The organism is Microbacterium sp. bgisy207 (genome assembly GCF_057706855.1).
In genome coordinates this window covers 1-2,715 of sequence record NZ_JBYIPB010000027.1, presented here as the reverse complement: position 1 = coordinate 2,715, position 2,715 = coordinate 1, and the positions used below count along the sequence as shown (strand labels likewise).

The 2,715-nt window shown below is 69.9% G+C and carries 2 protein-coding genes; both read right to left on the bottom strand.

All coding sequences use genetic code 11. The features are described from left to right. Window positions 1–133: 133 nt before the first annotated feature. Window positions 134–913, bottom strand: a complete 780-nt coding sequence (gene istB, locus AC3ENO_RS14870) for an IS21-like element helper ATPase IstB (RefSeq protein ID WP_288077101.1) — start codon at window positions 911–913, stop codon at window positions 134–136. Then, a complete protein-coding gene (gene istA, locus AC3ENO_RS14865; RefSeq protein ID WP_414683136.1) occupies window positions 910–2,520 on the bottom strand; it encodes an IS21 family transposase in 1,611 nt (536 codons plus the stop codon). Before istA ends, istB begins: the two co-directional genes overlap by 4 nt. Window positions 2,521–2,715 lie beyond the last annotated feature (195 nt).

Genomic DNA, 2,715 nt, shown 5'->3' with positions numbered 1-2,715 from the left:
TGTCAACGGCCAGTAGGAATTGCCCATTGGCGGCCAGTAGAAGTGCCCGCTGGTGGCCAACAGATCTGCCCATTCGCGGCCAGGAGTTCTGCCCACCGGTGGTGGTGGACCTGGCCGCGGCGGGGCTCGGCGGTCAGCTCATCGGGGTCACCCCCGTCCCGGCGAGGGCTTGCGCGAGGCGCACGGAGTCGCCGCTGGTCTGGGCGAGGTGGGCGTGATGCAGCAGCCGGTCGACGGTCGCGGTGGCGAGGGTCTTGGGCATGAGCTCGTCGAACCCGGCGGGGTGCAGGTTCGAGCTGATCGCGATGGATCGTTTCTCGTAGGCGGCGTCGACGAGCCGGTAGAGGCCCTCGGCGGCGTCGTCTCCGACGGGGAGCAGTCCGATGTCGTCGACGACGACGAGGTCGGCGCGGAGGATGCGGGCGACGGTGCGGGTGACGGTGTCGTCGGGGCGGTGCGCGCGGATCAGCGCGCCGAGGTCCTCGAGCCGGAACCACGCGACCTTCAGGCCTTGTTCGACGGCGTGCTGGCCGAGCGCTTCGAGGAAGAACGTCTTCCCGGTCCCCGCGGGCCCGCAGATCACGAGGTTCTCCCGCCGGTGCACCCATTCCAGGGTGCGAAGTGCCTGCTGGGTCGGCTCCGGGATCGTCGAGAGCGACGGGTCCCAGCTGTCGAAGGTCTTCCCGGTGGGGAATCCGGCGGCCTTGCGGCGGGCGGCGAGCATGGACCGGGCCCGGCCGGCGATCTCTTCGTCCAGCAGCGCTTTGACGATCTCGGCGGGTTCCCACCGTTGCGTCTTCGCGGTCGCGAACAGCTCTGGCGCGAGGGACCGGGCGTAGGGCATCTTCAGGTGCCGCATCATCTGCTCCAGCTCCGCGGGGATCGGCGGGGCGGTCGGCGTCGTCACGCTCATGCTCCGACCTCCCCGCCGCGGCCGATGCCATCGATGAGCAGGTCGGCGGTCTCGTCATCGGTGGCGGTGATCTCGTCGACCGGGACGATCACGTGCTGCGCCGTCGGCGAGGGTTGGCCGATGCTCGCCCATCCGCGGGTGCCTTGCGCGAGCGACCGGGACTCCGATGCCGCCCTGGCGGGTGTCACCTGTACTTTCGCGCCGAGAATGGACGCGAGGTCGCCGGTGTCGAACCGGCCGTAAGCGGCGGCGACTCCGAGCGCTTCGTCGACGACCTCGACCCCGTGGATGCGGGCCAGCTGCACGGCTTCGCGCATCTTCTGGTTCATCCGCTGCGTGCCCGCCGCGGCGGCCTCGATCAGCCAGGCCGCGGCGCCGTGCCCGATGCCGAGGAAGTCGGCCTCCTCGGCCGAGCGGGCCTTGATCGCATACTCGCCGGGGATCTTCACGGACTGGCCCGGGAAGTGCTCGTCGATGATGCGCGGTGAACCCGGGCGGGCGCGTTCGTGGCGGGCGACCTCGACCGGCCCGTCGATGCCGTGGTGGACGATCACGACCCGTTCACCGTCGGCGGCGCCCTGCGCGCGGACGAACACCTCCGCGCCCATCAGCAGGTGCGGCACCGAGTACTGGCCGTTCTCGAACGCGACCATCGGCGTGTTCTCACCCACCCGCCGGGACACCCCGAACGCGACGGTATGCGCCCGCTGCGGGACAGGGTGCAGCCGCTGCGCCTCCTCGGCCAGCGCATCGACCGGACGGCGCCTCGTGACGCGGTGCTCGCGGCCGTTGACCTCGTCCATGAACTGCTCGCATGCCGCCTCGAGCTCGGCGAACGACGCGTACCCGTCCCGCAGATTCGCCTCGGTCGGGACCAGGTCGGCCTTCGCGAGCTTCACCGACGCTTCGACCCCGCCCTTGGACGCCGGATCCGCGGGCTGGCAGGTCAGCACCGTGACCCCGTAATGCCTGGCGAACGACACCGTCTGCGCGTTCCGCACCGGAACCCCCGCGACATGCGCGACCGTGACCGTCTTCTCGTTATCGGTCAGCACATACGTCGGCGCACCCCCCAGGATGCGGAAAGTGCGATCCAGCGCGGCGAACACCGACGGGATCGACTTGTCCCGGATCGGGATCACGATCCGGAACCGGGAGAACGCGAGCCACGCGACGAACAACACGACCTTCACCCCGCCGACGACGGGCCCGTCGCCGAAGTCGTACTGCAACCACAACCCCGGCTCGGTCACCCACGGCCGGTGCACCCGCCGCCGGCCCGCCCGCCACGCCGCCTTCACGTCCGCGACCGCGCGCCGCGTCGTCCGCTCCGACCCATCGAAGCCCAGCGAGGCGAGAACCTCGTGGACCTTGTCGGCCCGCACCTTCCCCTGCGACCGATCCACCAACTCCTCGACCTTCTCGAGGAACCCGTCGATGACCCGCACCCGCGGCGCGGCAGCACCCACCGGCAGGCCCGCGTCCCGCGCGGCGACATGCGCAGCAACAGTGTGATGCGAACACCCCGCCAACTCCGCAGCAGCACGATACGACCCGGTCAGGTCATACGCTTCCAGAATTTCCATGATCTCTCCGTCAGACTTCACAACAGCCCCTTCCTTGGGCGAGAACGGCGTCAAGCACCGTTCATCGAACCCGGGGAAGGGGCCCCACCCGCGACGACGCACGGAGCGGAACCATCAGACGTGGGCAGAACTCATGGCCACCAGCGGGCAGTTCTGCTGACCATCCATGGGCAGTTCCCCTGACCGCCTATGGGCAGTTTTCCATGGCCGCCGACA

What these genes read in the sequence shown, in the direction of transcription:
- istB (WP_288077101.1), bottom strand. Translation starts at nt 913, where the DNA reads ATGAGCGTGACGACGCCGACCGCCCCGCCGATCCCCGCGGAGCTGGAG.